Source organism: Streptomyces lincolnensis (assembly GCF_001685355.1).
In the GTDB taxonomy this organism is placed as follows: domain Bacteria; phylum Actinomycetota; class Actinomycetes; order Streptomycetales; family Streptomycetaceae; genus Streptomyces; species Streptomyces lincolnensis.
The window spans coordinates 5,275,116-5,296,161 of record NZ_CP016438.1 but is presented as its reverse complement, the minus strand read 5'-3'; the positions used below and the strand labels follow the sequence as shown (position 1 = coordinate 5,296,161).

Genomic DNA, 21,046 nt, shown 5'->3' with positions numbered 1-21,046 from the left:
CATCGCAGCTCAGTTGCGGCCCGCTTGATCAGCGGCCTCTGGCCGCTCCGCTCCCGCCTATCGCCGCGCATCCGCTCGCGTCATAACCGCCGGCAGCAACGCCGTTGTCCGGCGACAGCACACGCGACCCGCCCAGCACGCATATGGACTCGACAACACCACCGTCAGACCGTCTCCGCCAGGACGCGGGCGTGATCGGCGGTGAGCAGGCCGATGTCCTCGACGTCGGACGTCAGGATCGTGACCCGGCCCTGATGGTGCAGGGCCGTCGCGCAGAGCATGGCGTCGATGGCGTGTTTGTGGCCGTGCAAGCCGGTGCCGCGGAGCAAGTTGGCGGCCGAGTGGGCCAGGGTCTGGGTGACCGGCTCGACGTGGAGGCGCGACAGCGTCCACCGTAGGGCGGCGTCGTCGATCCGGGGATGGATCACCTCGACCAGGACCGCGGCGGACGTCACCACGGGTAGGTCCGCCTCACGGGCCGCGACCAACCACTCGTGCACCTCCCGGTCCCGCTGCACCGCCTTCGCCAGTCCCTCGCTGTCCAGGACGAGGGCGCCACTCACGCAGCGGCCCCAGCCCCGGACGCCTCGCCGGTGAGTCGACCGCGCTTCGCCGCGACGGCCTCTGGGTCGGCCGGCCCGTGCACCGCCTCGAACTCTGTGATCAGCTCGTCCAGGTTGTCCCGCTCTATCTGCCGCTGAGCCGCCTTCTCCAGATACGCGGACACCCCGCGCTTACCGACCCGCTCACGGATCGCCTGGAGAGTACCGGCGGACAGCGTGACGGAGATGCCGCTGCTGGGACCGTCACCGGGCGAGAAGTCGGCGTCGTCAGTCATGCATCCACTATGGCATTAGAAATGCTATAGAGCGACGGGCCATGTCACGCGAACTGGCCGGGCTCGTAGTCCCCCGCCGGCAGCCGGACCATCACGTTCATGCGGTTGGCCGCGTTGATGAGGGCGACCGTCGAGACCAGGGCGATGAGCTGGTCCTCGTCGTAGTGCTTGGCGGCCCGCTCCCACACCTCGTCCGGGACGCCGCCGGCGCCGTCGGCGATACGGGTGGCCTCCTCCGTCAGCTCCAGCGCGGCGCGCTCGGCGTCGGTGAACACCGTGGCCTCCCGCCAGGCCGCGACCAGGTGCAGACGCTGGTGGGACTCGCCCGCGGCCACCGCGTCCTTGGCGTGCATGTCCGTGCAGAACCCGCAGCCGTTGATCTGGCTGGCCCGCAGCTTGACCAGTTCCTCCGTCGCGTGGGGCAAAGACGACTGCGAGATTGTCTTGGCCGCTGCGGCGAAGTGGCGGAAGAACGTGGTTCCGATCGGGTTGGTGAGCAGGTTCAGGCGCGCGGTCATGGCACTCAACTCCGGTTACGTCGTGGGTGGTTATGCCTTGTACCTCACAGACGGAACCGGTCCGGGAGTTGTGACAGCCGCCGGGCCAGGCCCGAGCTACTGGAGCAGCTCCAGGCAGTCGCTCGCCTTCAGTGCCGACAGGAAGTCCGCCGCGTCGAAGAGCGCGCCCGCCGACACGACACCGACCGCATCCCCGCGGACCCGGCCGGACAGGATGCGCTCGACCGCCTCCACCACGAGCGGCGCGGTCACCGCGTAGATGTCCTGACCGCTCACCGACGCGCGTCGTTCCTCGTCGCCGGTGCGGACTACGACGTCCACGACGAAGGTCTGGTCGGAGCGGCCCCGCTCGTCGACCGGGGACGGGGGTGGGGCGTCCGAGGACACGACGTCCTTGGCGGCCGTGGCCGTCATGTAGGTGCGGACTTCGGGGACCGGCACATGGCTCGGGACCGTCACCACGTCGGCCATCGTGAACTCCGCGATGACGGGCTGCGTGCCCAGCGGGTCGGGGAAGGTCCACTCGGCCGTGGGAGGGGCGTCGTCGCGGTACTCCAGGCGGCCGTTGGTGTAGACGGCCCGTCGGCCGCCTCGCCTGGAGCGGGAGATCCGGCCCGCCGCACGGGTGCCCTCCGTGGGGTGCCAGTGGCTCAGCGCGTAGGCGATGTGGACCTCGTCGGCCTTCGTCCAGTCGCCCATCGCCGCGGTGGCCAACACGTCACCCAGGCCGCCGTAGAACGCCATCGCGGGGACGATCAACACACCAGCCGCGCGGGCTCGGTCCGCGTAGTGCGCGAACGTGTCGGCGTTCGCCTCGATCTCCGCCGCCACGTCCACGTACGGAATGCCGGCGCGGAGGGCCGCCTCGATGACGGGGGCGGCCGTCGTGGCGAAGGGGCCCGCGCAGTTGATCACCGCCTGCGCACCGGAGAGGGCTCGGTCGAGGGAGGCCGGGTCGTCGACCGACGCCGGGCGGATCTCGACGCCCTGACCGGACATCGTCCCGACGTCCTCACCAGCCATCGCGGTCCCAGCCATATCGGTCGCCAAGGACCGCAGCTTGTCCGCGTCCCGGCCGATCGCCACCACCGCCAGGCCCCGGTCCAACAGCTCCCGCACCACGAAGCGGCCGGTGTGGCCGTACGCGCCGAACACCGCCACCGTCGGCACCGCCGTAGCCACGTCCATCTGCTCTCTCGATCCCCGTGCCACGCTCATGCGTCCCCCTCGTTCCAGTCATCCGCCTGCTCGATGTGCACCATCCTCGCCAGCCCCCGCACCCTGTCGTGAGTGTCTGGAACGACACACCCCGTACAGTTCCGGACATGACCACCGTCGCCCTGGCCCTCACCCCCGGCATGCTGCACTTCGAGCTCTCCGTGGCGTACGAGGTGTTCGGCACCGCCCCGCCGGACGGGACCGACATCCGGACGGCCTGGTACGACTTCGAACTGTGCGGGTCGGGGCCCGTGCGCGTCGGGCGGTTTCAGCTGGAGCCCGATCACGGGCTGGACCAACTCCGCCGCGCCGACACCGTGATCGTCCCCGGGTGGGCGGACGTGGACGAGGAGCCCCCCGCCGAGCTCATCGACGCCGTGCGCGCGGCGCACGAGGCCGGGGCCCGTGTCGCCTCCCTCTGCACGGGCGCGTTCGTGCTGGCCACGGCCGGGTTGCTGGACGGGAAGAGGGCCACCACGCACTGGGCGCACACGGCGATCCTGGCCGAGCGTCATCCCGAGACCGACGTCGATCCGGACGTGCTCTACGTGGACAACGGCAGTGTGCTCACGTCCGCCGGGAAGGCGGCGGCGCTCGACCTCTGTCTGCACCTCGTGCGACTGGATCACGGGTCGTCGGTCGCGAACGCCGTCGCGCGGCGGCTCGTCGTACCGCCTCATCGCAGCGGTGGGCAGGCGCAGTTCGTCGCCACGCCGGTGCCCGAGCGGGACGACCATCCGCTCGGCGCGCTGCTGCCGTGGGCGGTGCGGCGCCTCGATCAGCCGTTGACCGTGGAGGACCTGGCGCGGCACGCGGGGATGAGTTCGCGGCATCTGACCCGGCACTTCAAGGCCGCCACCGGCACAACACCCTTGCAGTGGCTGCTGACCCAACGGATACGGCGTGCGCAGGAGCTGCTGGAGAACACCGACCGCGGCGTCGACGCCATCGCGGCCGCCACCGGCATGGGGACGGCGACCACCCTGCGCCGCCACTTCAACCGCACGGTCGGCGTGCCCCCCGACGCCTACCGCCGCACCTTCCGCTCACGGCCGTCTACCCACCCTCAACCGTGACCGACAGTTTTCGGGCCTCCCGGGATCTTGACCCCCGTTCCCTCGGACCGTACGTTCCCAGGCATTCCCACGGGAGAAAACGGTTACTACCCAATTCCGTGCGTCCGCGCCCACGTCCACGGAGGTCCGATCACCATGAGAGCCGCAGGAGACCAGAACCAGGACGGCACCGGCCGCCCCCGGCCGATATCCCGCCGCAAGGTCCTCAAGCGCGCCGCCCTCACCACCACCCTCACCGCAGTCGGCCTCGGCGCCGCACGCCCGGCCCATGCCGCGGAGCAGGGAGCCCTCACCACCACCGCCCGCATGGCCGGCACCTCCCTCACCCTCACCCTCCGCGACGGCACCCTCCACTGGTCCGCCCACCGCAACGGCAAAACGGTGATCGACACCTCGGCCCTCGGCCTCCGCCTCGCAGACGGCACCGTCCTCGGCACGGACGTCACCCTCACCGGCACCCACCGCGGCACGGTCCACCGCACCTGGAAACCCGTCTACGGCCGCAACGCCCGCGTCACCGACCACTACCAGGAACACCGCTGGAACCTCCGCGACAACGCGACCGGCATCCGCTTCGGCGTCCGCATCCGCGCGTACCGGACCGGCGTCGCCCTGCGCTACGTCCTCCTCGACCAGGACAACGCCACCACAGCCACAGCCACAGCCACAGCCACCATCGCCGACGAGCTGACCACCTTCACGTTCCCGACCGGCACCACCGTCTACAGCGCCCGCGACGAGAACGCCTACGAACTCGTCGCCCCCCACGCGATCCCCGTCACCGGCACGTCCACCACGGACAACGGCCCGCTCACCGACCTGCCGCTCACGGCCACCCTCGCCGACGGGCTCATCGCCTGCGTCTGCGAGTCGTCCAGGGTCAACTTCCCCCGCCTGATGCTCAGTTCGGTAGAGGGGCAGCCCAACACCCTCTCCGCCTTCCTCATGGAGCACACCGCCCGCGGCACCGGCCCGGTGGAGACCAGCACGACCGTCACGACCCCCTTCGCCACGCCGTGGCGCGCGGTCGTCATCGGGTCCACGCACGCCGAACTCGTCGACAACGCCGAGCTGGTGCTCAATCTGGCGCCGGAGAGCGTCCTCGACGACACCTCCTGGATCAAGCCCGGCAAGGTCTTCCGCTGTGAACTCAGCACCGCCGCCGGACTCGCGGGAGTCGACTTCGCGGTGGAGCGCGGCCTCCAGTACATCGAGTACGACGCCGGCTGGTACGGACCGGAGTTCACCACCCTCGACGCCACGACCCCCATCGCCGCGATCGACATGCCGTCGGTCATGTCGTACGCCGCGAGCAAGGGCATCGGCGTCTTCCTGTACGTCAACCGGCTCGCCCTCACCGACGCGGACGCACTGTTCGCGCTCTACAAGGGCTGGGGGGCGGCAGGCATCAAGCTCGGGTTCATCAACGACGGTACGCGGTCGATGACGGACCAAATCATCGAGTGGGCGGCCACGGCGGCCCGCCACCGGCTCCTCATCGACATGCACGACGACGTGCGGCCGTTCGGGTTCGAGCGGACGTATCCGAACTACATCAGCCTGGAGGGCGTGCGGGGCAACGAGCAGTTCCCGACCGCGACGCACAACGTCACGCTGCCGTTCGTGCGGAACATCGGCGGGCCGATGGACTACACGATCTGCTACGGCCAGTCACGCGACAAGACGACCAACGCCCACCAGATGGCGATGGCTGCGGTGTACTACCAGCCCCTCAACTTCCTTTTCTGGTACGACAAGCCGTCCAAGTACGCCAACACGGCCAACTGGCCCGGGCTGCCCTGGTTCAACGCCGTTCCCGTGACCTGGGACGAGAGCCGGACCCTGGCGGGGGCGATCGGGGAGTACATCGCGGTCGCGCGGCGGAGCGGGGACACCTGGTACCTCGGCGCGATGACGAACGAGACGGCCCGGACCCTGTCGATACCGCTGGACTTCCTGGACGGCGACGGCTCCACCGCCTACACGGCGACGGTGTACGCCGACGGCGAGCCCGGCAGCAGCCCGTTCCGGACGCCGGTCGTGGTCAGTACGGCGACCGTCCGCTCGGACACCACCCTCGACGTCGTCATGGCCGGGGCCGGCGGGCAGGCGGTCGTGCTGACACCGAGCGGCTGAGCCGAGCTGGGCTGAACCGAGCCCCGCTCCACCAAGAACCCCCTGGGTGCGGCACCCAGGGGGTTCTGTTTCATCCACACCTGTTCCCATGGATGAACATCAATCACATACACAACCATTGACGCGGCCATGGCAAGCGCTTACCTTCCGGTAGCAAGCGCTTCCCCCGCAGTCCCCCCGATGCCCCCTCGGGCTTCATGTTCATGCACGCGAACCTCCTTGGCCAGCCCGCACGCAAACCATCTGGAGACGAACGATGCACCGCATGCACCGCAAGCACCTGGGAACAGCCCTCGCGTCGGCCGGCCTCGTCGCCGGCACGCTCGTCGCACTGTCCGGCCCCGCGGCGCAAGCGGCACCCACGGCCACCACGATCTACGTGGCGCCGAACGGCAGCGCGAGCGCGGCCGGCACCATGTCGGCGCCGACGACGCTCGCCACGGCGATCAGCAGGGCCGCCGCCGGCGACACGATCTACCTGCGCGGAGGGACGTACTCCTTCTCCTCGACGGTGACGATCCCGCAGACCAGCAACGGGACCTCCGGCGCGCGCACCACGCTGGCGGCCTACGGCAGCGAGAAGCCGGTGCTCAACTTCTCGGCGCAGAGCGAGAGTTCGTCGAACCGGGGGCTTCAGCTGTTCGGCTCGTACTGGCACCTGCGCGGGTTCACCGTGGAGCGGGCCGGGGACAACGGGATCTATGTCGGCGGCAGCAACAACGTCATCGAGCGGACGGTGACCCGCCACAACCGGGACACCGGGCTCCAGCTCGGCCGGATCGCCTCCTCCACGCCGAGCAGCGCGTGGCCGGCGAACAACCTGATCCTGAGCGCCCAGTCGCACGACAACGTGGACTCGGACGGGGAGGACGCGGACGGGTTCGCGGCGAAGCTGACGACCGGGAAGGGCAATGTGTTCCGGTACGCGGTCGCGCACAACAACATCGACGACGGGTGGGACCTCTACACCAAGACCGACACCGGGGCCATCGGGCCGGTGACCGTCGAGGACTCGCTCGCCTACGACAACGGCACCCTCAGCAACGGCTCCCAGGCCGGCAACGGCGACCGCAACGGCTACAAGCTCGGCGGGGACGACATCGCCGTCAACCACGTGGTGAAGCGCAGTATCGCGTACGACAACGGCAAGCACGGGTTCACCTGGAACAGCAACCCGGGCACGATGACGATCTCCAACAACCTGAGCGTCAACAACACCGAGCGCAACTTCACCTTCGACGGCGGCACGTCGGTGTTCCGCAACAACACCTCCTGCCGCAGCGGCAGTGGCACGAACGACCGGATCATCGGCAACTCCGACAGCTCCAACCAGTTCTGGTCCGGCAGCAACGGGTCGCGGTGCTCCGCGTACTCCGGCACCCTGGGCTGGTCCTTCGCCTCGGACGGCCGCCTGGTGGTGACCCTCGGGGGCAAGCAGGTCACGCTCTAGCGCGGCAAGAGTAAGAGATCCACATGAACCCCCGGGAGACCCTCCCGGGGGTTCATGCATGGCATGTACCTTCCAACTGCCGTTCTACGCGCGAAGATTCGGCACCCGCACCGCCTCCCCACCCCCACCACCCGGAGGTACACCGGATGCTCGGCCACAGCACGTCCCCCCGCCGACTCACCACCGCCCTCACCGTCCTCGGCCTGCTCACCACGGGCGCCGTCGTGCAGGCGTCCACCGCGGCACCGGCCGTCGCGGCGACCCCGCACCGCGTGCTGTTCGACAACGCCCACGCCGAGACGGCGGGCAACGCGGACTGGATCGTCTCCACCAGCCAGCCCGACCCGACCGGCGAGGACGCCTCGCCCTCGGCCGAGACCGACTGGACGGGGGCGCTCTCCTCGTGGGGCGTGGCCCTCCAGCGGACCGGCGACTACGCGCTGGACACCCTGCCCTCGGGGTCGAGCCTCACCTACGGCGGCTCCTCGGCGACCGACCTGTCGAAGTTCGACACGCTGGTCCTGCCCGAGCCCAACACGCTGTTCTCCGCCACCGAGAAGACGGCGATCATGAACTTCGTCAAGAACGGCGGCGGCCTGTTCATGATCTCCGACCACACGGGCGCCGACCGCAACAACGACGGCGAGGACGCGGTGGAGATCCTCAACGACCTGATGACGAACAACAGCGTCGACAGCGACGACCCGTTCGGCCTCTCCATCGACTCGCTGAGCATCAGCTCCGGCTACCCGACGGCCATCGGCGACGGCACGGACCCGGTGCTGCACGGCTCCTTCGGCACGGTCACCAAGAGCCTGATCGCCAGCGGCACGACCGCCACCCTGAAGCCCTCCGACAACTCCGCCGTCAAGGGCCTGCTCTACCGCAGCGGTTACTCCGGGAACACCGGCGCCTTCTTCGCCACCAGCACCTACGGCAGCGGCAGGATCGCCTTCTGGGGCGACAGTTCCCCGATCGACGACGGCACCGGCCAGTCCGGCAACACCCTCTACGACGGCTGGAACGACACCGGCGCCACGAACGCGGCACTCGCGCTCAACGCGACGGAATGGCTCTCCTCGTGAGCCGCTGACCGGGGCTTTCGCCGGGCCCGCCGGCACCTTGAGGCCGGCCGGCGGGCCCGGATCCTGGCCGCGTGCTCAGCCGTAGAGCGCGATCCGCGGCTGCACCGTGCCCTGTGCCGCCGGGTTGAGGACCGTGAGGCGGTAGGCCTCGGTGAGGGTCTCGCCGGGGTGCAGGACGCGCTGGGCGGTGGTGAGGTCGGTGAAGAGGGTGCCGGTCTGGGTGCCGAGCTGGACGGTCTTCCAGCAGCCGTCGGTGGTGCGCTGCTGGACGGTGACGTCCGTCGGCTCCAGGAAGGGGCCCGCGTCCGGGGACGACACCAGGAGCTGGGGCGCGACCGTGACGTCGGCCGCGGTGTCGTTGGTGTAGGTGACCTCGATCTTGTGCCGGTCGGAGTGGGCCTTGAGGTCGCTCGTCGGCAGGTCCACGAACGCGGTGGGGACGAGGGGCGCCTGGTCCTGCGCGGTGCTGGAGACCACCGAAGTGGCCGGCTGGGTCGCCGCCATGGCGGGACCCGCCGTGGCCAGGCCGGTGAGGCCCACGACAAGGGCCACCAGGGCAGCCCTGAGACGGTTCTTCGACGACACGTTGGTTGATCCTTCGGGTTCGTTCTCGGTGGGGGGTTCCGCTCGGCCTGCGGCCGATGGAACCAGTCGACATGACCCACGGGGCAACTACTGCCGGGTAGTGGAGAGATGTTGTGGAAGGACCGCCACAACGGCTCCCAGCGACACGTTCGTCCTTCTGGGCACCACGAGAATCCTCGAACCTCGCAGAACCTCATACCCTTCACAGGCATCAGACAGATTGAGTCCGATCCGGTGGGGTCGACGTGGCACATGAGCCCGAGGGGGAGCACACAGTGAGTACGGAAGATCAGGTCGCGCGCCGGTCAGGCAGACGCGCCAGAAAGGGCTTCGGGCGACTGAGAATCGCCGGAGCCGCCGTGGCCGCGCTCGCGGTCACCTGGACGGGGGCCCAGGTGTGGGCCGCGCAGTCCCCGGCGGACGCGGAGGGCTCGGCGCCGGTGCCGACGCTCACCTGGACCGACTGCCAGGGCGGCTTCCAGTGCGCCAACGCCCAGGTGCCGCTGGACTATCGCGACCCCCAGGGCAAGACCATCACGCTGGCGGTCATCCGCAAGCAGGCCGCCGACCAGTCCCAGCGCAAGGGCACGCTCTTCATGCAGCCCGGCGGCCCCGGCAACTCGGGTGTGGACTTCGTCCGCAACAACTACGCCGACCTGCCGGCCGCGATGCGCGACGGCTTCGACGTCTTCGGCTACGACGTGCGCGGCGTCGGACGCAGCTCCCAGGTCCAGTGCTGGGACGACCCGACCTACACCCAGGCGGTGACCAACGCCAAGGGTGTGCCCGGGCCGGACGCCTACGAGCCCGCCGTGAAGCAGGCCGCCGACTTCGACCAGGCCTGCCAGGCCAACTCCGGTGAGGTGCTGCCGTATGTGGGCACCGCCTATGTCGCCCGGGACATCGACCTGCTGCGTCAGGCGCTGGGCGAGGACCAGCTGACGTACTACGGGCGGTCGTTCGGCAGCTACATCGGCACCGTCTACGCCGCGATGTTCCCGGACCGGGTGCGCGCGCTGGCGCTCGACGGCGCGTACGACCCCGAGCACTACACCAACCAGCCCTACGCCTACGACCGTCCGCAGTACCTGGCGCTGGACGGCGCGATGGGCCGCTTCCTGGACTGGTGCAAGGCGGACCAGGCGACCTGCGGATTCGGCGACGGCGACCCGCGGGGCGCCTTCCAGAAGCTGAAGGCCGACCTGGACGCCAACCCGGTGACCACGGCCAGCGGCGGCAAGGCGAACGGCTACACGCTCGTCTACCGGCTGATGTTCAACATCAACGAGGGCAAGGTCATCTGGCCCTCGCTCGGTGAGGCGCTGCACAAGGCGCAGGCGCGGGACAACACCTCCTTCCTGCTGCGGCCGCCGTCCCCGGCGAGCTTCGACTTCCTCAACCCGAACGTGGCCGTCGAGTGCGTCGACAAGGACTACCCGACCGACCGCGCCCGGCTGAAGCGCGAGGTCACCACCAACGCCCGGCTGGCCCCGCTGCTCGGCCCGGCCATGGCGTACGGCCCGCCGACCTACGACCACCAGCACGCCACGGCGTGCGTCCAGTGGACCGGTGAGCACGTCAGCCGCTACGACGGCTCCTTCCGCGCGAAGGGTTCGGCGCCGATCCTGGTGCTCGGCACGACCGGTGACCCGGACACCCCGTACAAGGACGCGGTGGCCCTGTCCCGGCAGCTCGACAACGGCCGGCTGCTGACGTTCAAGGCCGAGGGCCACACCGCCTTCGGGCGCAGCGCCTGCGCCACGGACGCGGTGGTGAACTACCTGGTGGACCTGAAGGTCCCGGCCCGCGGCACCACGTGCGCGGACGAGACCCAGCCGCCGTCCAAGACGCCGACGACGGCGCCGTCCGGCACGACCCTGGGCGAGCTGCTGAACGGTGTGAACGACCGTCTGGACAAGCTCGGCCGGCTGCGCTGATCGAGTCCGTGACACGCTGTCCGTGACACGCTGAGGAAGGCCCAGGCCGGTGACGGTCTGGGCCTTCGTCGTGCGTTCGGACGGGCGCGTCGGGTGTGGCGCGCGCCACAGGAACCGCGGCGGGCCCGCGGGGAGTAACAGGTGTGACGGATACAGAACCAGCGGAGTCGCTACGGGCCCGCATACGGGCCGGGGACCGTACGGCCTTCGCCGACCTGTACGACCGGTACGCGCGGGCGGTCCACAACCACGCCCTGCGGCTGACCGGCGACTGGTCGGAGGCCGAGGAGGCGATGTCCGAGACCTTCCTCGCCGCCTGGCGCACCCGGGAGTCGGTGGATCCGGAGGGCGGTTCGCTGGGGCCCTGGCTGCTCGGCATCGCCACGCACAAGGCGCACAACGCCAACCGTGGCCGGCGCCGACGGCTCGCCTTCCTGGCCCGCAGCCCGCGGCCGCGGCCGGTGGCGGACTTCGCGGAGGAGACCGCGGGCCGCATCGACGACGCCCGTCGGCTCGCGGCGGTCCACCGGGCGCTGGGGCGGTTGCGCCGCCAGGACCGTGAGGTGTTCGCCCTGTGCGTGGCCGCCGGACTGGACTACCGGCAGGCCGCCGAGGCGCTCGGCATCCCGGTCGGCACCGTGCGCTCCCGGCTCTCGCGCGCCCGGGCCCGGCTGGCCCGGCTCGCGGAGCACGGTGCGGGGCCGGCCGGTGCGGAACCACCGGCGGCCCGCGGAGAGATGGAGAGTGAGGCCGCGCTCGCGGCCCTGTTCCTGCGGGAGGAGACCTCATGAACGCCGACAAGTCCCGGTGGGACCACCCGTCCCGGTGGGACCAGGAGTGGGACCTCCCGCCGGAGCGACACCTCCACTTCAAGGACGTTCTGATGCAGCAGATCGACCAGGACCGCGCCCGTGAATCCGCCGCCGGGCAGGAGCCACCGGCAAGACGCCGCCAACTGCTGCGGCCCGCGGTGCTGTTGCCCGTCGCGTCGCTGGCGCTGGCCGGGGCGCTGGCCGTCACCCTCTCGGGCGGCGGCCACGGCTCCGCGCCCTCGACCGGGGTGACGGGATCGGGCGGGGCGACCGCTCCGTCCGCGCCGGCGAGCGGCGCCTCCGTCACGCTCGACCGGATCGCCGTCGCGGCCATGGCGTCCGACGCGACGCCGGTGCGCGACGACCAGTTCGTGTACGTCAGGAGCCTGGCCCTGTCGAACACGGGCACCTTCGACGGGCCCGTACGGCTCGGCAAGGTCCCGCACGAACGGCAGATCTGGACGCCCCAGGACCCCGGTCCGCTCAAGACCGTCGGATGGATCCTGGAGACCGGCGAGGGCGCGGTGATGCCGGGCCAGATGATCCCCATCGAGGGCGGCGACGCCGTGACGGCGGGCATCCACCACCCCACCTACGCGTGGCTGGCCTCGCTGCCGACCGACCCCGACGCCCTGCTCGACCTGCTCCACGACCAGGTGAGGGTGGCCGACGGAGAGTCCAGGGAACAGGCCGTGTTCACCACGATCGGCGACCTCGTCGGCGAGACGATCATGCCGCCCGCCAACGCCGCCGCGTTCTACCGGGCCGCCGCGCGGATCCCCGGCGTACGGGAGGTCCCGGACGCCGTCGACGCCGCCGGCCGCCGCGGCATCGCCATCACCCGCGAGGACGCCGGCTCCGCCACCCGCGACGAGTGGATCTTCGACCGCCACACCTTCGCCTTCCTCGGCTCCCGCTCGTACATCACGCACGACGAGAGCCGGGGCATCACCACCGACACCCTCTACGGCAGTTCGGCCGTCATGCAGCGCACGGTCGTCGACCGGCGTGGGGAGGAGCCGGCCGGGGCGAAGAGCTGACGGCACCGGAATCAGGCCTCGGCCGGCCCGCGTCGGAGAGTTCGGCGATGTGTCGGCCGCGGGGGGACGGTGTCGCCGTCGGCGCTCCGGACGCGGCGCGCCCACCAGGCCCGCGCCCGTCGCTGCTCGTACAGACTCCGGGCGGCCCGGGTACCGGTCGCGCTGCCGGTACACAACCTTCCGGTGCCTCGGGCCGTCTCACCGGGCAGGAGCAGTACACAACCATGGGGGAATCATGCGACGCATCTCAGCCACTGTGGCGGCACTGGTTCTGGCGGGGGCCGGACTGGGCGCGGCGGCGACCAGCGCCGCCGCCGCACCGGCCGCGGCCGCCTGCCCGACGGGCTGGGGCAGCGGGGACAAGGGCACGGTGGGCTCCAGCATCATCCCGCTGACCAACGTCCGGGCCGGCCAGCACGAGTGCTACGACCGCCTGGTGTTCGACGTCCCCGGCGGCGGCAGCGAGATCGGCCACTACGTCGGATACGTCGACGAGTTCCACCAGCTCGCTTCGGGGAAGCAGATACCCGTGGCCGGCGGGGCCATCCTCGAAGTGCGGGTCGCCGCGCCGAGTTACGACCCGCACGGCGGCGGGGCCGTGTACCCGGGCCGGGCGGGCCAGCCCCTGCCGGGTGTGGACGTCAGCGGATACACCACCTTCCGGGACACCCGGTTCGGCGCCAGCTTCGAGGGCGAGACCCAGATCGGGCTGGGCGTCCGGGCCCGGCTGCCGTTCCGGGTGATCCAGCTGCCCGACCGCCTGGTGGTCGACGTGGCGCACAGCTGGACGAGCACCGGCTGAGAGGTACCGGCGTAGAGGCGGCCCGCGTCAGGACCGGGCGCGGGCCGCCTCCACGAACGCGGTGATCAGGGCGGGGTCCTTGACCCCCCGGCTGCGTTCCACACCGCTGGAGACGTCGACGCCCCACGGCCGGGTCGCGTCGACGGCGTCGCGCACGTTGTCCGGGGTGAGCCCGCCGGCCAGGAGCCACTTCTCGCCGGGGCCGACCTGCGGCTTGCTGGTCCAGTCCCAGGCGACGCCGGAGCCCGGCACGGGGGCGTCGACGAGGAGCATGTCCTCGCCCAGCTCCCCGCAGCGCGGCACCGCGTCGCCGAAGGCGGCGGCCCGGATCAGCGTCCAGCCGCCCGCCGCGAGGTCGTCGTAGTAGTCCCGGTCCTCCGGCCCGTGCAGCTGGACGGCACGGATGTCCGCGGCCTCGGCCACGGACCGCACCTCGTCCAGGGGTTCGGCGCGGAACACACCGACCGTCAGGACGTGCTCGGGCACCCGGCGGGCCAGCCGCGCGGCCGTCGCGGCGTCGATCCGGCGGGGGCTCGCGGAGAAGACGAACCCGATCGCGTCGGCGCCCGCCTCGACGGCCGTGTCGACGTCCCGCTCGGTCTTCAGACCGCAGATCTTGACGAAGAGGGAGTTGCTCACGGCCCCACGGTACCGACGCGGGCGAGGGGCCCGGCGGCCGTGGGGCGGGCCTCGGCGAGGACAATGGCCGTATGAGCATCGTGAAGATCAACGTACTCACCGTTCCGGAGGAGCAGCGCGAGACGCTGGAGAAGCGGTTCGCCGCCCGCGCCGGCGCGGTGGAGAGCTCGGACGGCTTCGAGTGGTTCGAGCTGCTGCGCCCGGTGGAAGGCACCGACACCTACCTCGTCTACACGCGCTGGCGCTCCGAGGAGGACTTCCAGAACTGGATGACCGGCCGCGGCCAGTCCGCCCACCGCGGTGGCTCCGCGGAGGGCGAGCGCCCGAAGCCGGCCGCGACGGACTCGACGCTGTGGTCCTTCGAGGTGGTCCAGCAGGCGGCACCGAAGCAGGACTGACACCGGACACCATCCGGCCACCCGGCCACCCGGCCACCCGGCCACCCGATCGAACATATGTAGTTGTGTCGACTGTTCGATCACCCCTACGTTGGCGCGTCATGAGCATGACGCGCCGAACGATCGTCAAGGGCCTCGCGGCGACTCCCTTAGCCGGAGTCGCCGGCGGCCTCCTCGCCCCCGGTACCGCCCACGCGGCCACCCTCGACCCGAGCAGGTACCGGCTCACGAGCCGCGATTCCAACGGCCACGGCCGGTTCGCCGACCTGACGGCGGGGCTGGCGGCGAAGCTGCCCACGGTGGACGCGGCCACGGTCGTCGCCGACACCAACCGCAGCGCCGACCGCCTCACCGGCGCCCCCAGCACGTCGGAGGCCTTCCAGACCGGTTTCGCCTGGGACCCCGACGACCAGCAGGTGCCGTACTGGATACCCCAGGGCGTCACCACCAGCGCCGACGCCTACGGCAACGGCCTCTATCCCGAGGGCGGCGCCAACAAGGTCGTCCTGGTCTCCTGGTACTTCGAGACCGACACCGACGCCGACCCCGAGGACGAGTACGCGCTCGACAAGGGCATGCGGCTGACCTTCGTCGACCACAACACCCCCGCCGCGCCGGCCTACCGGCACGTCCTGCTCGTCGAGCCGGTGCGGGCCGGCTCCGGCGCGTACTCCTTCGCCCCCGTCCGCAAGCACGCCGGCGGGATCATGTGGTACGGCGATCTCCTCTACGTCGTCGACACGTTCAAAGGCCTGCGGATCTTCGACCTGAGGACCCTGTTCACGGTCGCCACCGCCGAGAAGGACGTGTGCGGTCTGCACACCGACGGCCGGTACTACGGCTACGGGTACCAGTACGTGCTGCCGCAGAGCCACGCCTACGACAACGCCGGCACCTGGCTGCGCTACTCGGCGATAGGCCTCGACCGCGCCAGTAGCCCCGACAGCCTGGTGATAGGCGAGTACTCGCTCTCCGGTGCCGTCGACTACGACGAGCCCGGCGACCCCTACAACGGCTCGACCAGACCCACCAACACCACGCCGAAGGTGGTCCGTTGGGCGCTCGACCACACCGACCGGCATCCGGCCTCGCTCACCGCGACCGAGGCCGTCACCGTCGCCCAGCAGAAGATCCAGGGTGTCGTCTCCCGCACCACCAAGCACTACCTCTCGGCGAGCGCGGGCCCCTCCGCCAAGGGCACCCTGCGCACCTTCACCTCGGGCGCCAACTCCGCGAGCACGGTGGCCGATCTGGCCATCGGCTGCGAGGACCTGAGCTTCCACAGCAGCGGGGCGTCCGGCTGGGCGTACGGCGAGTCGGTGATCTGGAACGTGAGCGAGTACACGGGCGCCCGGTACGTGTACGCGGTCCGCGCGGACGGTTCGTGAGTCAGGCGTCGAAGTCGTCGAAGTCGACGTCCCGCGTCTCCGGCAGGGCGAGCAGGCACAGCAGGCTCACCAGGCACAGCGCCCCGGTGTAGAAGCCGAGGACGAGCGGGGAGTCCCAGTGGCTGTGGAGCCAGGTGGCCGTGAGCGGGGCGAGGCCGCCGCCGAGGGTGTTGGCGAGGATGAACGTCGTGGAGGCACCGGAGTAGCGCAGCGGTCCGGGGAACAGCTCGGCCAGGAAGGCCGCCGCCGGGGAGAACATCAGGGCGAGCAGCAGCAGCCCGACGGTGTACGCGCCGGTGATCACCACGCCGTCGCGGGTGCTGAGGGAGGCGTACATGGGGACGGCCCACAGGACGGACCCGGCGGCTCCGGTCAGCATCACCGGGCGGCGGCCGATCCGGTCGGCGAGCCGCGCCACCGGCAGGGTGAGCAGGATCCCGGCCCCCGCGCCGATGCTCGCGGCGGTGAGCATGGTGTTCTGCGGGATGCCGAGTTCCTTCGGACCGTACGACAGGCTGTAGACGATCGTCAGGTAGTAGACGGCCGAGCCGCCGATCGCCGCGCCGATGCCGAGCAGCAGCCGCCGGGGATGGCGGGTGACCAGCGTGCCGAGCGGGAAGCGGGACGCCGGTGCCCGGGTGCGCTGCTGTGCGGTGAACAGCGGTGACTCCGAGACCGTCGAGCGCACCCAGAGGCCGATCACCACGAGCACCGTGCTGAGCAGGAACGGGATCCGCCAGGCGCCCTCGGCGAACCCGTCGCGGCCGGCGTAGTGCAGGGTGGGCAGGATGACCGCGCTGGAGAGCAGGAAGCCCAGCGAGGGGCCGACGTTGGGGACGGCCGCGTACAGCGCCCGGCGGCCGGGCGGCGCGTGCTCGGCGGCCAGCAGCACCGCCCCGCCCCATTCGCCGCCCATGCTCACGCCCTGGAGCAGCCGGAGCGTCACCAGCAGGACGGGAGCGAGGAGTCCCGCGCTCTCGTAGGTCGGCAGCAGTCCGACGCCGGCCGTGGCCACGCCCATCAGCATCAGTGAGGCGACCAGGGCCCGCCGTCGGCCCAGCCGGTCGCCGATCGTCCCGAACAGCACGACCCCGAGGGGACGGGACAGGAAGGCCGCGGTGAAGGTGAGGAACGCGGCCAGCGAGGAGACGGTGGCGTTCCCGGAGGGGAAGAAGGCGGGGCCCAGGACGAGCGCGGAGGCGGTTCCGTACACGGCGAAGTCGTAGTACTCGATCGTGGTGCCGATCAGACTCGCCGCTGCGACCTTGGGAGGGGAGCTCTTCCCGGCCTTTTCCGATAAGCCGTCGGATATCGGGCCGACGGCTTCCGGGATGGTTCTCGGCGGTGAATCGGGCATGGGGAACCCACTTTCGACCACGTCATAATTCGGGGACGACGTCCATTGTTCCGCCCCCAATCCCCGCCGGAGTCAAGGCAGTTGTTCCTGTCGAAGCGCTGTCAATAATCATGTGACGCACCGCATAAAAATTTCCGGGCGATGCCACCTTGCCAAGCCGCAAATAACCCCGGAATGCTGATGCGCGCCTCGCTTGAAAGTTCTACGACCATCGTTTTCGGCTGGGAAGGCATTGACCGTGCTGAGAACCGGCAAGTTATTGCGCTCAAGAAGGCTTTCGCTCGCGGGGGACGGGCGACATCTGTTCGTGCCTCTCGACCACAGCGTGTCGGACGGCCCGGTCGCCCCCGCCGGGCAGTGGGAGAACCTGCTGCGCGCCCTGGTGGCCGGGGGCGCCGACGGGATCATCGTCCACAAGGGCCGGGCCCGCGGCCTCGCCCCGGAGATCCTGAAGGACTGCGCGCTGGTGGTGCATCTGAGCGCCAGTACGGCATGCTCCGCCGACGTCGACGCCAAGGTGCTGGTCGGTGATGTCGAGGAGGCCCTCGCGCTCGGCGCGGACGCGGTCAGCGTCCATGTGAACCTCGGCTCGGACACCGAGCGGCAGCAGCTGGCCGACCTCGGGGCGGTGGCCCGCTCCTGCGACACCTGGGGGATGCCGCTGATCGCGATGGTCTATCCGCGCGGCCCCCGCATCGACGACCCGCGCGATCCCGCCCTCCTCGCGCATCTGGTCAACGTGGCCGCGGATCTGGGCGCCGACATGGTGAAGACCTCCGTCGCCCTGCCGCTGGAGCGGATGGCCGAGGTGGTGGCCCACAGTCCCATCCCCGTCCTCGCGGCCGGCGGCCCGCCCGACGGCTCCGACCTCGTGGAGTACGGCGCGGCGGTGATGGCCTCCGGCTGCCGCGGACTGGCCGTCGGCCGCCGGATCTTCTCCTCACCCTCCCCCGCGACACTGGTGTCCCGGCTGGCGGCTGTGGTGCACGGCGATGCCCGGACTTCGGGTGACATGAGCATGACCGACGATGAAGTCGGCTCCCCCTACTCGACGATCGTGGCAGGTGTCGCATGAGGTTCGCGTGGATCGATCTCCGTGAAGTCCCCCGCCCCCAGCTCCAGGCGGTGGTGGACGCGGCCGTCCACACCCGTATGGCCGGGGTGGTCTCCGCCGACGCGGAACTGCTCGGGACCCTGCCGCCGACGGTGACGCGGGTGCTGGTGCCCGGCGGCCCGGCGTCGGCGTCGGCCGCTGCCCCGGCCCCGAAGAAGGAGGCGAAGGACTCCGGACCGGCCAAGGACTCCGGGCAGCCGAAAGACGCCGGGCAGCCGAAGGATCCCAAGCCCGGCATCGACGTCCTCCTGCGCACCTTCACCACCCAGGACGACCTGGACGCCCTCGCCGCCCACCACCGCGACGCCACCGGCACCCCCGTCGCCGGTTTCATCGACGTACGGGACGACCGCACCCTCCAGCTGTCCTGCGCGGGCGCCCTGGTGCTGCCGTACACCGTGATCCACTTCGCCGATCCGACCAAGATCCCGCTGGAGATCGTGCTCGCGGCGGCCGAGCCGGGCGAGGGCGAGCTGGTGACCGTCGTGGAGAGCCTGGAAGAGGCGGCGATCGTCTTCGACGTGCTGGAACGCGGCTCGGACGGCATCCTGTACGGCCCGCGCGGCGCGGACGAGGTGTTCGCGCTGGCCCGGCTCCTGGAGGCCACGACACCCCAGCTCCAGCTGTCCACCCTGACCGTCGAGAGCATCCGACACGTCGGGCTCGGCGACCGGGTCTGTGTGGACACCTGCTCGCACTTCGAGGAGGACGAGGGCATCCTCGTCGGCTCCTACTCCTCGGGATTCGTGCTGTGTTGCAGCGAGACCCATCCGCTGCCGTACATGCCGACCCGGCCGTTCCGCGTCAACGCCGGTGCCCTGCACTCGTACACGCTCGGCCCCGACAACCGCACCCACTACCTCAGCGAGGTGGGCTCCGGCATGGCCCTGCTCGCGGTCGGCGCCGACGGACGCACCCGGCGGGTGGTGGTCGGGCGGGCCAAGCTGGAGTCCCGGCCGCTGCTGGAGATCCGCACCCACGCCGAGGACGGGCGGCTGGTCAGCCTCACCGTGCAGGACGACTGGCACGTCCGGGTGCTCGGCCCCGGCGGCAAGGTCCTCAACGTCACCGAACTCCAGCCGGGGGACGAGCTGCTCGGCTACCTCGCCGCGGACAAACGCCATGTGGGCCTGCCCATCGGCGAGTTCTGCAAGGAGGTCTGATGGACGACCTGGCCCCGCTGGTCCAGCGGTGGTTCGACGCCCGGGACGACCGGCTGCCGTATCTGACCCACCGCCAGGACACCGTCACCCGGGGGGAGTTACGGGAGCGGGTGGCCCAACAGGCGGCTGTGTTCGCCGGGTACGGCATCGGTCCCGGCAGCACCGTGGGCCTCAGGACCCCGCCCAGCTTCACCCAGGTCGAGGTGCTGCTCGCGCTGTGGCGGCTCGGCGCGCAGGTGCTGCTGTTCGACTTCCGGCTCAAGCCGGCCGAGGTGGAGGCGCTGTGCGCGACCTGCCGGCCGAGGTTCCTCGTCGGCGCCGGGACCAACGTCCGGGCGGCCTTCGGTTTCCGGCCCGAGTACGAGGTCGCCACCGAGGTCCGCAGGACCGGCCGGCCGGCCGCCACCGGGCACCGGCTGGTGCAGTTCAGCTCCGGCTCCACCGGGCGGCCGAAGGTGATCGGCCGGACCGCCCGTTCGCTCGCCGCCGAGGTGGAGCGGTTCGCCGCGGTGCCCGGGATGCCGGGCGAGGGCGACCGGGTGCTGCTGCTCAGCTCCACCGCGCACAGCTTCGGCCTGATCGGCGGCCTGCTGCACGCCCTCGCCACCGGCGTCTCCATCGTCTTCGCGCCCCGGGTCACCGCCCGCGACATCCTGCGGACCGCCGTGGAGCACCGGGTCACCGCCCTGTTCGGGGTGCCGATGCACTACGAACTGCTCGCCTCCGCCGCCGACCCGCCCGCCCTGCCCGACCTCCGCCTCGCCGTGTCCGGCGGCGAGCTGATGCCCCCCGAGGTCGCGGCCCGCTTCACCGATCGCTACGGCGTGCCGGTCGGCGAGTCCTACGGCACCACCGAGTCCGGAGTGGTCGCGATGGACGTCACCGGCGCCCTGCGGCCCTCCGTCGGACGGGCCGCCCCGGGTGTCGTCCTGCGCGCGCACCGCGGCGAACTCGACGTCGCCCTGGAGGAGTCGCCGTATCTCTTCGACTCGGGCGGCACCCAGTACGCGGACGGCTGGCTGCACACCCGGGACCGCGCCACCGTCGACGCCGACGGGGCCGTACGCCTGCACGGCCGCGCCGACTCCCTCGTCGTCGTCGGCGGACTGAAGGTCGACCTCACCGAGGTCGAGCACGTGCTGCGCCTGCACCCGGCGGTCGAGCAGGCGGTGCTGGTCCACGACGGTGTCACCGAGGCGTACGTCGCGCTCGCCGCCGGTGTCGAGCGCCCGACCGCCGAGGAGTTGCTGCGCTGGTGCCGGGAGCGGCTGGCCGACTACAAGCTGCCCCGCGCGATCCGGCTGCTGGCGGCCCTGCCCCGCACCTCCAACGGCAAGCTGCTGCGCCAGGCGGCGGCGCTCCAGGCGGCCCCTCTGTCCCCCGACGCGGCCCCGGTGTCCCCCGACGCTGCCTCCGTGTCCCCCGACGCGGCCCCTCTTTCCCACGACGCGGCCCCTCTTTCCCACGACTCTGCCACGGGAGTGTCCTGA

The 21,046-nt window shown here is 71.1% G+C and carries 20 protein-coding genes; 13 read left to right on the top strand and 7 right to left on the bottom strand.

Features of this window, described 5'->3' with window-relative positions; all coding sequences use genetic code 11:
• Positions 1–164: 164 nt before the first annotated feature.
• The 4 genes from SLINC_RS23620 to SLINC_RS23605 all read right to left on the bottom strand — a co-directional run bounded on the left by SLINC_RS23620 (position 165) and on the right by SLINC_RS23605 (position 2,574).
• A complete protein-coding gene (locus tag SLINC_RS23620) occupies positions 165–563 on the bottom strand; it encodes a type II toxin-antitoxin system VapC family toxin (RefSeq protein ID WP_067436613.1) in 399 nt (132 codons plus the stop codon).
• Positions 560–838, bottom strand: coding sequence for a hypothetical protein (locus SLINC_RS23615; RefSeq protein WP_067436609.1), 279 nt, complete (start codon positions 836–838; stop codon positions 560–562). The genes SLINC_RS23620 and SLINC_RS23615 overlap by 4 nt, the downstream gene beginning before the upstream one ends.
• 44 nt (positions 839–882) lie before the next feature.
• Complete coding sequence (locus tag SLINC_RS23610; RefSeq protein WP_067436606.1) at positions 883–1,356, bottom strand: carboxymuconolactone decarboxylase family protein; 474 nt, start codon at positions 1,354–1,356, stop codon at positions 883–885.
• 96 nt (positions 1,357–1,452) lie between these two features.
• The gene (locus SLINC_RS23605; RefSeq protein WP_211292762.1) at positions 1,453–2,574 is read right to left on the bottom strand and encodes a saccharopine dehydrogenase family protein; all 1,122 of its coding nucleotides are present in this window, start codon (positions 2,572–2,574) and stop codon (positions 1,453–1,455) included.
• Positions 2,575–2,681: 107 nt separating this feature from the next.
• On the opposite strand from SLINC_RS23605, the gene SLINC_RS23600 reads away from it, so the two are divergent.
• The 4 genes from SLINC_RS23600 (at position 2,682) to SLINC_RS23585 (ending at position 8,321) form a co-directional block, all read left to right on the top strand.
• Positions 2,682–3,650, top strand: coding sequence for a helix-turn-helix domain-containing protein (locus SLINC_RS23600; protein ID WP_067436600.1), 969 nt, complete (start codon positions 2,682–2,684; stop codon positions 3,648–3,650).
• Positions 3,651–3,785: 135 nt separating this feature from the next.
• Positions 3,786–5,786: a glycoside hydrolase family 97 protein gene (locus SLINC_RS23595; RefSeq protein WP_067436597.1), complete on the top strand. Its 2,001-nt coding sequence runs from the start codon at positions 3,786–3,788 to the stop codon at positions 5,784–5,786.
• Between the two features lie 256 nt (positions 5,787–6,042).
• Complete coding sequence (locus SLINC_RS23590; protein WP_375141489.1) at positions 6,043–7,236, top strand: right-handed parallel beta-helix repeat-containing protein; 1,194 nt, start codon at positions 6,043–6,045, stop codon at positions 7,234–7,236.
• A 146-nt stretch (positions 7,237–7,382) separates the two neighbouring features.
• Positions 7,383–8,321: a hydrolase gene (locus SLINC_RS23585; protein WP_067436594.1), complete on the top strand. Its 939-nt coding sequence runs from the start codon at positions 7,383–7,385 to the stop codon at positions 8,319–8,321.
• A gap of 75 nt (positions 8,322–8,396) precedes the next feature.
• Here the strand turns inward: SLINC_RS23585 and SLINC_RS23580 are convergent, their stop codons facing one another.
• Positions 8,397–8,906 (bottom strand): hypothetical protein, encoded by a 510-nt coding sequence (locus tag SLINC_RS23580; RefSeq protein WP_067436591.1) that lies wholly within the window; start codon positions 8,904–8,906, stop codon positions 8,397–8,399.
• Positions 8,907–9,265: 359 nt separating this feature from the next.
• Here SLINC_RS23580 and SLINC_RS23575 point away from each other — a divergent pair, with 359 nt between their 5' ends.
• The 4 genes from SLINC_RS23575 (at position 9,266) to SLINC_RS23560 (ending at position 13,497) form a co-directional block, all read left to right on the top strand.
• Positions 9,266–10,843 carry an alpha/beta hydrolase gene (locus tag SLINC_RS23575; RefSeq protein ID WP_225988368.1) on the top strand — a complete coding sequence of 526 codons (1,578 nt, stop codon included), beginning with the start codon at positions 9,266–9,268 and terminating at the stop codon, positions 10,841–10,843.
• Between the two features lie 143 nt (positions 10,844–10,986).
• Positions 10,987–11,634, top strand: coding sequence for an RNA polymerase sigma factor (locus SLINC_RS23570; protein ID WP_067436585.1), 648 nt, complete (start codon positions 10,987–10,989; stop codon positions 11,632–11,634).
• Positions 11,631–12,695 (top strand): CU044_5270 family protein, encoded by a 1,065-nt coding sequence (locus tag SLINC_RS23565; RefSeq protein WP_067436582.1) that lies wholly within the window; start codon positions 11,631–11,633, stop codon positions 12,693–12,695. The genes SLINC_RS23570 and SLINC_RS23565 overlap by 4 nt, the downstream gene beginning before the upstream one ends.
• A gap of 235 nt (positions 12,696–12,930) precedes the next feature.
• On the top strand, positions 12,931–13,497 hold the full coding sequence (locus tag SLINC_RS23560; RefSeq protein WP_067436579.1) for an AMIN-like domain-containing (lipo)protein: 567 nt from the start codon (positions 12,931–12,933) through the stop codon (positions 13,495–13,497).
• A 27-nt stretch (positions 13,498–13,524) separates the two neighbouring features.
• Here the strand turns inward: SLINC_RS23560 and SLINC_RS23555 are convergent, their stop codons facing one another.
• Positions 13,525–14,136: a phosphoribosylanthranilate isomerase gene (locus SLINC_RS23555; RefSeq protein ID WP_067436575.1), complete on the bottom strand. Its 612-nt coding sequence runs from the start codon at positions 14,134–14,136 to the stop codon at positions 13,525–13,527.
• A gap of 71 nt (positions 14,137–14,207) precedes the next feature.
• On the opposite strand from SLINC_RS23555, the gene SLINC_RS23550 reads away from it, so the two are divergent.
• On the top strand, positions 14,208–14,534 hold the full coding sequence (locus tag SLINC_RS23550; protein ID WP_067436572.1) for an antibiotic biosynthesis monooxygenase family protein: 327 nt from the start codon (positions 14,208–14,210) through the stop codon (positions 14,532–14,534).
• A 101-nt stretch (positions 14,535–14,635) separates the two neighbouring features.
• Positions 14,636–15,922, top strand: a complete 1,287-nt coding sequence (locus tag SLINC_RS23545; RefSeq protein WP_152039008.1) for a hypothetical protein — start codon at positions 14,636–14,638, stop codon at positions 15,920–15,922.
• A 1-nt stretch (position 15,923) separates the two neighbouring features.
• Here the strand turns inward: SLINC_RS23545 and SLINC_RS23540 are convergent, their stop codons facing one another.
• The gene (locus SLINC_RS23540) at positions 15,924–17,279 is read right to left on the bottom strand and encodes an MFS transporter (RefSeq protein WP_067436566.1); all 1,356 of its coding nucleotides are present in this window, start codon (positions 17,277–17,279) and stop codon (positions 15,924–15,926) included.
• Between the two features lie 238 nt (positions 17,280–17,517).
• Here SLINC_RS23540 and SLINC_RS23535 point away from each other — a divergent pair, with 238 nt between their 5' ends.
• From SLINC_RS23535 to SLINC_RS23525, 3 genes are read left to right on the top strand one after another with little or no spacing between them, the layout of a single operon-like run.
• Positions 17,518–18,354, top strand: a complete 837-nt coding sequence (locus SLINC_RS23535; protein ID WP_079165149.1) for a 2-amino-3,7-dideoxy-D-threo-hept-6-ulosonate synthase — start codon at positions 17,518–17,520, stop codon at positions 18,352–18,354.
• On the top strand, positions 18,351–19,556 hold the full coding sequence (locus SLINC_RS23530) for a 3-dehydroquinate synthase II family protein (protein ID WP_067436563.1): 1,206 nt from the start codon (positions 18,351–18,353) through the stop codon (positions 19,554–19,556). The genes SLINC_RS23535 and SLINC_RS23530 overlap by 4 nt, the downstream gene beginning before the upstream one ends.
• On the top strand, positions 19,556–21,046 hold the full coding sequence (locus SLINC_RS23525) for a class I adenylate-forming enzyme family protein (RefSeq protein ID WP_079164684.1): 1,491 nt from the start codon (positions 19,556–19,558) through the stop codon (positions 21,044–21,046). The genes SLINC_RS23530 and SLINC_RS23525 overlap by 1 nt, the downstream gene beginning before the upstream one ends.

Excerpts from the sequence above, each read along its gene's own strand:
- SLINC_RS23590 (WP_375141489.1), top strand. The coding sequence starts at position 6,043 with ATGCACCGCATGCACCGCAAGCACCTGGGAACAGCCCTCGCGTCGGCC.
- SLINC_RS23540 (WP_067436566.1), bottom strand. The coding sequence starts at position 17,279 with ATGCCCGATTCACCGCCGAGAACCATCCCGGAAGCCGTCGGCCCGATA.
- SLINC_RS23605 (WP_211292762.1), bottom strand. The coding sequence starts at position 2,574 with ATGAGCGTGGCACGGGGATCGAGAGAGCAGATGGACGTGGCTACGGCG.
- SLINC_RS23565 (WP_067436582.1), top strand. The coding sequence starts at position 11,631 with ATGAACGCCGACAAGTCCCGGTGGGACCACCCGTCCCGGTGGGACCAG.
- SLINC_RS23530 (WP_067436563.1), top strand. The coding sequence starts at position 18,351 with ATGAGGTTCGCGTGGATCGATCTCCGTGAAGTCCCCCGCCCCCAGCTC.
- SLINC_RS23550 (WP_067436572.1), top strand. The coding sequence starts at position 14,208 with ATGAGCATCGTGAAGATCAACGTACTCACCGTTCCGGAGGAGCAGCGC.
- SLINC_RS23615 (WP_067436609.1), bottom strand. The coding sequence starts at position 838 with ATGACTGACGACGCCGACTTCTCGCCCGGTGACGGTCCCAGCAGCGGC.
- SLINC_RS23610 (WP_067436606.1), bottom strand. The coding sequence starts at position 1,356 with ATGACCGCGCGCCTGAACCTGCTCACCAACCCGATCGGAACCACGTTC.
- SLINC_RS23595 (WP_067436597.1), top strand. The coding sequence starts at position 3,786 with ATGAGAGCCGCAGGAGACCAGAACCAGGACGGCACCGGCCGCCCCCGG.
- SLINC_RS23525 (WP_079164684.1), top strand. The coding sequence starts at position 19,556 with ATGGACGACCTGGCCCCGCTGGTCCAGCGGTGGTTCGACGCCCGGGAC.
- SLINC_RS23560 (WP_067436579.1), top strand. The coding sequence starts at position 12,931 with ATGCGACGCATCTCAGCCACTGTGGCGGCACTGGTTCTGGCGGGGGCC.
- SLINC_RS23585 (WP_067436594.1), top strand. The coding sequence starts at position 7,383 with ATGCTCGGCCACAGCACGTCCCCCCGCCGACTCACCACCGCCCTCACC.
- SLINC_RS23545 (WP_152039008.1), top strand. The coding sequence starts at position 14,636 with ATGAGCATGACGCGCCGAACGATCGTCAAGGGCCTCGCGGCGACTCCC.
- SLINC_RS23600 (WP_067436600.1), top strand. The coding sequence starts at position 2,682 with ATGACCACCGTCGCCCTGGCCCTCACCCCCGGCATGCTGCACTTCGAG.